At 50.5% G+C, this 6,000-nt stretch carries 4 protein-coding genes and 1 pseudogene; all 5 read left to right on the top strand.

What is annotated here, in order from left to right; translation table 11 throughout:
- Window positions 1-190 precede the first annotated feature (190 nt).
- Window positions 191-739, top strand: coding sequence for a DUF3304 domain-containing protein (locus tag A9B99_RS22085; protein ID WP_064601241.1), 549 nt, complete (start codon window positions 191-193; stop codon window positions 737-739).
- A 2-nt stretch (window positions 740-741) separates the two neighbouring features.
- Window positions 742-2,553 carry a DUF2235 domain-containing protein gene (locus A9B99_RS22080; protein WP_082917936.1) on the top strand — a complete coding sequence of 604 codons (1,812 nt, stop codon included), beginning with the start codon at window positions 742-744 and terminating at the stop codon, window positions 2,551-2,553.
- A 751-nt stretch (window positions 2,554-3,304) separates the two neighbouring features.
- Window positions 3,305-4,801, top strand: a complete 1,497-nt coding sequence (locus A9B99_RS22075) for a DUF3375 domain-containing protein (protein ID WP_074388855.1) — start codon at window positions 3,305-3,307, stop codon at window positions 4,799-4,801.
- A gap of 5 nt (window positions 4,802-4,806) precedes the next feature.
- Window positions 4,807-5,556, top strand: coding sequence for a DUF4194 domain-containing protein (locus A9B99_RS22070; protein ID WP_082917935.1), 750 nt, complete (start codon window positions 4,807-4,809; stop codon window positions 5,554-5,556).
- A pseudogene (locus A9B99_RS24445) lies at window positions 5,553-5,756 on the top strand (ATP-binding protein); the annotation flags it as partial. The gene A9B99_RS22070 and the pseudogene A9B99_RS24445, both read left to right, overlap by 4 nt.
- Window positions 5,757-6,000: the final 244 nt, after the last annotated feature.

Below are 6,000 nucleotides of genomic sequence, written 5' to 3'. Positions count from 1 at the left end.
CTGCTGGGGTGGAGTGATAATGCCTTCTCGCCCTATGACCCGCGCAGCCCGAACCACACACCGCCTCCCGTAAACACAGAGGAGCAGTGACCATGGCAATAGATTTGGATGCACTAACAGCGGCCGCAAACCAGGCGGCACAGGCCTGTTTCAGCAGGCACATTCACGAATAACATAACAGGGAGCAAGAATGGGATTCTGGGAAAAAGTTGAACGGGTTGATACGGCGGTGGCACGGTTTTATGCCCGGAGAAAAGTGTGGATTTGGGGTGTGGTGTCGCTGCCGGTACTGTATGTGGTGGGCTGGATGGTGTGGGTGATGCTCTGGGCACCACCGGCAGGGGGAGTGACACTGATTATTCACAGCAAACTGGACCGGCCCATACTGGGGTTCAGCGTGAACGGTATGGCGGGGGCAAATGCAGCGGCCCATAACCCGAACAACCCGTACGCTATTGGCGGTGGCGGGGCAACCTGCTGCGGCAGTGTCCGCGGGAAGACGGCAGAGGTTATCTGGATGCTCAGTGTTACCGGGCCGCAGTATGATGCCGGGATGCGGCCTGAACAGCGGCGGGTGGAAATACCACTGCCTGAGCGTAAGCGGGGTGAAAACGACCTGCATGTCCATTTTTTACCGGGCGACCGGGTCCTGCTGGGGTGGAGCGATAACGCCTTCTCGCCCTATGACCCGCGCAGCCCGAACCACACACCACTCCCCGTAAACACAGAGGGCCAGTGACCATGGCAATGGATTTGGATGCACTAATGGCGGCCGCAAACCAGGCGGCACAGGCCTGTTTCTACCGGCTGGGAAACTGTTCCCGGGTGTTACATATTGGGTTCTTCTTTGATGGTGTGGGGCGCAATATTGAGCTGGATGCACCGGAAAACAGACTGAGCAATATTGCGAGGCTGTTCAGGGCATATCCAGAAGATGAACATAAGACGGACCTGGTGGCATATAAAAAACACTATATATCCGGCCTGGGAACACCTTTTATTGAAACGACAGAGGAGCGCCTGCAGGGGATGATGGATAAATCCCTGCGTTCGCTGCTGGATGACCTGAAAAACAGCCCTGCAGATCTGGTCAAAGAGGCCTTTAAGTCGTCGGTGGGTGGAGCCAGCAGCAAAGATATGCTGACGGAGATGCAGAACAAGCTTCTCACCCCAGCAGGGCAGTTGAAGATGCTTAAAGACTCGGTGGTGAAGGTGGGAATACGAGTTGGCATAGAGGCCACACCATGGTTGCGTGACTCGGAATTTATGGCCTACAAGTTTGTGACTGGCGCAGATACGCGCCTTAACAGCGTGAAAGCGCGCTTTGTTCACTCCTTCGAAGAGGCAGTAAAAGCCGGGGAGGTTCCCGTGCGGCTGATTTCTGTATCGGTATTCGGTTTCGACATGGGCGGGACGCTGGCCCGGCAGTTTATTGATATTCTTCTGGAAGAAATATGCGATAAGAAAACGGGGGGAAAACCCTGTTTTCGCGGCATCCCGGTTGATATTGTGTTTACCGGGCTGTTTGACTGCTCGCGGGATACGCCGGAGAGCAGCGATAACGGGCTGGACTATGGGAACAGTATACTGGAATGGGTGCCAGACAGACGTGCTATCGTGTTGCAGCGGGTTACCTCGTACAACGGGCGTAAATTTCTTGCGCATATGTCTCCGTTACCGGAAGCGGTCAGAAAATCATTGCACCTGGTGGCTGCTCATGAGCGGCGGCGCTGGCGGTGCGTGTACCGCACCGGGCGCACAGGGTTTGACCATAAAGAGATGCTGATGCCGGGGTGCAGTGAGGATATTGGGGGCGGCCTGAAGCCGGACGAACAAAAACCGAGTGTTGAGCTGTGCCGGGTGTCGCTGAGAAAGATGTATATTGAGGCCATGAAGGCTGGAGTACCTTTCACAAATTTAAAGTCATTGAGAGAAGTATCTGCGACAGTTGCTGCCTATTTTACCCTGCAAGATGGGGTGGCAAACCAGTCTGCGGAACAGTGGGTGGCATCGTACCAGAGCGCAGTTAATGCCGAAATGCTGAGTTATCAGGCCATGAACCGGCACCTTGATGGGTATTTTGAGTGGCTGGGCCTGCAGTTTTACCAATACAAGAGTGAATTACGCAAGCTGGAAAGTATCCGGGCAGGGATTCAGGCATCTGTGCTCTCGGTTACTGGCATGGCGGGGCTTGCAGGGCTTACACCCCAGGCCCGGCAGGCAATGAATGAGGTGACAGAAGACATTGCCATATTGAAAAAACACTGGGGCTGGCTGTCTGATGTTGCCAACGCAGCCCACCTTCTGCTGACCCGGCAGTATCATCATCCCCCACAGCTTTATCTGGACAATATTCTCCGGCCTGCACACGCTCGTGCTGAGTCTTTTTTAGAATGGGGGGCTGCAGGGCATTACGGGACAACACCGCCGATCCGCTGGTGCGTTGATGCATCGGTGCTTTATGCCTGGTTTGTACATGATGTACAGCGTGCAGAGGGTATCAATGATGGGTATTTCTCAGTGCGCTGGATGGAACCTCGAACAGAGTATTAGTTTATTGAATTGCGAGAGAATACTTGTTGTTTATGGGATTCAGTCATAGCTGAATAAAATTATCTGAATCCCCGGTATCACTCATGATGAAAGATATTGCCATATTATGTTTAGTAATGTTAATTATGCAATACAATAAGCAGGCAGTGTCAGACTATTCTCTGAACGCTTTCTGTTAATTTTAATTACTGGGGTTTGTGAAGATAAATATAATCTGTAAGGAGTAAATACATAGCGCGAAGAAAAAAAGTGGTAATGTAGCTGGTATCATCCTGATCCTTATTGGTGTTATCGCCGGGGTATAACTGAAAATTTTCGCTTGCGATTTGAAGCCAGGGTGTAAGGCAGTTACTTTCGGTGTGAAAAGGATATGAGCGATGTAGTTTTGTCGTATAAGTATTTCAGCGAATTTCCGCTGCGAGCAACCAAATTCTGCATACTGTATTAACTTATATAGCAATCGAAGACTTATGTGGCATCGCTGCATAAGTGAGGTTTTCCCAGTAGCTTGCCATCAAGTTGATTATCAGTTAGTGGCAAAGCTTGTATGTTTTTATACCCTTATTTATTCAGGTATTTCTTGGGGTTATCGAATGTGAGGTTCAATTCCTTCCTGTTTTCAAAGACGAGTAGCAGAAGAAAATGTTGTGCTAAAAGTGCACGCAGCACAGCAAGATTCTGAGGGGGAGTATATAACAGGGAATTATTATTTTCTGGCATCTCAATCCGCATTATTGAAGGGGGGTATGGTATGGAAGAAAATATAAGACAGCGCACAGAAAGTTATATTTCAGCCAAAAACCAGCATCCGGCCTGGATACTTCTTGCTACCCGCCGTTCGCCATTGGTGCTGAGTTGCCTGAATACGATGTTTGAAAAATCACATGATGGCATCCCTCTTGAAGATGCGATTCAGTCTCTGACTGGCATTCTTGTCGAGCATGCCAGCCAGGAACAGTACGAGATTAATCAGGAAAACCCATCTCTTCAAGCCAGCCGTGAACTACGGGAATGGATAAAACGACGTTTAATTGTTGAAAGGGATGGCCGTATCTTCGCCACTGATGCGCTTGAAGTCGCGATTACGTTTGTTGAGTCACTGGATAATCGCTTCATGACATCTACGGCTTCCCGTTTGTCTATTGTGCAACGAGAAATTGAAAATCTGGAGACCCGGCTTAACCCTAATCCGGCAAACCGGGTTTCAACTTTACGTCGTCGTATTGCTGAACTGGAACGTGAACTACAGGAGGCCGAGGCCGGGCATATTGAGGTCCTGGATACATATCAGGCGGTTGAACATATTCGTGATGTCTTCAATTTAGCTTCCAGTTTGAGGGCTGACTTTCGTCGTGTTGAAGATTCCTGGCGTGATGCCGACCGCGCACTGCGGCAATCCATTATCGGTGAACAGTATCATCGTGGCGATATTGTGGAGCGTCTGCTGAACGATCAGGATGCGTTGCTTAATACGCCGGAAGGAAGAGTCTTCGATAGTTTTCAGCAACAGCTACGCCAGTCAGCTGAGCTAACGGCAATGAGTGAGCGGCTGCACGTAATCCTTAGCCACCCGTCTGCTTCCGATGCACTTAACCGTCTGCAAAGTCACGATTTGCGCTGGCTGGTTAAACGGCTGGTAGATGAATCGCAAACCGTACTTCAGGCTCGTGCCCGTAGCGAGCGCGATGTCCGCGGTTTTATGAAAACCGGTCTTGCTGCTGAACACCACCGCGTAGGTCATCTGCTTAACGAATTTCTGAATCAGGCGTTAAAGCTCGACTGGCAGCGGCAGATGGTTCGCAAACAAGAGGTTCCGCTTCCTGCCATTGGTGTATCGGTATCGGGTATCCCTGCGATTGAACGTTTACGTTTTAAAGAAGTGGATGATGAAGCGGAACAAATGTTGGATCTCAGTAATCATGCCGCGGATTTAACACAGATTGGAGATGATTTCTGGGATGCTTTCAACGGCCTCGACCGTGAGGCGTTGATTCAGCAGACACTGCAGATTCTGGTAAAAGAAAATCGTCCCGTTGGCCTGGCTGAGCTGGCGGCGATGTTGCCCCCTGTTCACGATCTTGAAACGTTCACTGTCTGGATTGGTATGGCAAGAGAAGCGGGCATTGAGGTTATTGATTTAGAACGTGAATTTGCTGAGCTTCGCGATGCGGAAGGTCGCCGCTGGCGATTTAATCTGCCCACTACCGGTCTGGAAAGTCAGGCATTAATGGATATTGATTGGGAGTAACAGGTATGGCGGGATATTTTGACAAACTAATTAGCCGGAACGTTAGCGCAAATGCAGGTAGTGAATCAGAGCCATCGGGCGAGGAGGTTGCCGATGCGCCTGTTGAGGAAACAGCAACCAGTAGCGAAGTGCGAACGCTGAAAAAAATACGCGAAGCGGCACAGGAGTTGCTCAAATATGGCCTGCTGGAAGAGGCCAGTAAACCCAATCTGTACCGCGTTTTACTTACTAACACTGAAGAGGCTACCCGCATTCTGGAACCTCTCGATTTGGATATCGGCATTGATGAGATCCGCGGTCTGTTGTATGTCAAAGTCAGGCTTGATGAAACACCTGAGCAGGATGAATGGTCCCACCCTTTGGTGAGACGGCAACGGCTTAACCTGGAACAATCATTATTAGTTGCCATACTGCGTCAGCATTTTGTCGCCTGGGAGCAAGAAAGTGGAACTGGTGCCAGTCAGGCGCAAATTGCTATAGACGCTCTCCTCCCTCAGCTCCAGATTTACCTTGGCGATCCGGGGAGTGAATCAAAAGAACGCACCCGGTTGCTTACCCTGCTGGATCAATTAAAAGGACATGGGCTGGTCACGTCGCCGGATGCGCATGAGCAGATCGTGATTCGCCCGATCATTGCCCATCTTGCCGACCCGGTGAATCTTCAGGCATTACTGGTATGGCTACGGGAACAAATTGTTCAACAAAATTCCGCAGATGATTCGCCAGAAAAGGAAAGTAGTGAGGAGGACGTATGAATCAAATAGCGCGTATGGCCGGGCAGGAATCTTTCATTCTTACTCATATCGAGTTGTTCAATTGGGGTGGTTTTCACGGATTGCATCAGGCCGTAATTCATCATGAAGGGACTGCCGTTATTGGCCCAACCGGTAGCGGAAAAACCACACTTGTCGATGCCTTGATGACACTACTCTGCGCCAATCCCCGTTACAACCTGGCCTCAACCGGCGGTCATGAAAGCGACAGAGATCTTATCTCCTATGTGCGAGGCGTATCCGGCCCCGGCGATGGAGGAGAAGGCCAATCACATATTGCCAGGCCGGGTAAAACAGTGACCGGTATTGCCGCTACGCTGAAGCGTGAAGGGCAACAGGTACGCCTGGGGGCGCTATTGTGGTTTGATTCCACCAGTTCCAGCGTGACGGATATGAAAAGGCTTTGGCTTTTCAGCGATAACCCAG

The organism is Mangrovibacter phragmitis (assembly GCF_001655675.1).
GTDB lineage: Bacteria > Pseudomonadota > Gammaproteobacteria > Enterobacterales > Enterobacteriaceae > Mangrovibacter > Mangrovibacter phragmitis.
Note: the sequence above shows the minus strand (reverse complement) of the source record. Positions and strands in the feature narration are given on the sequence as shown.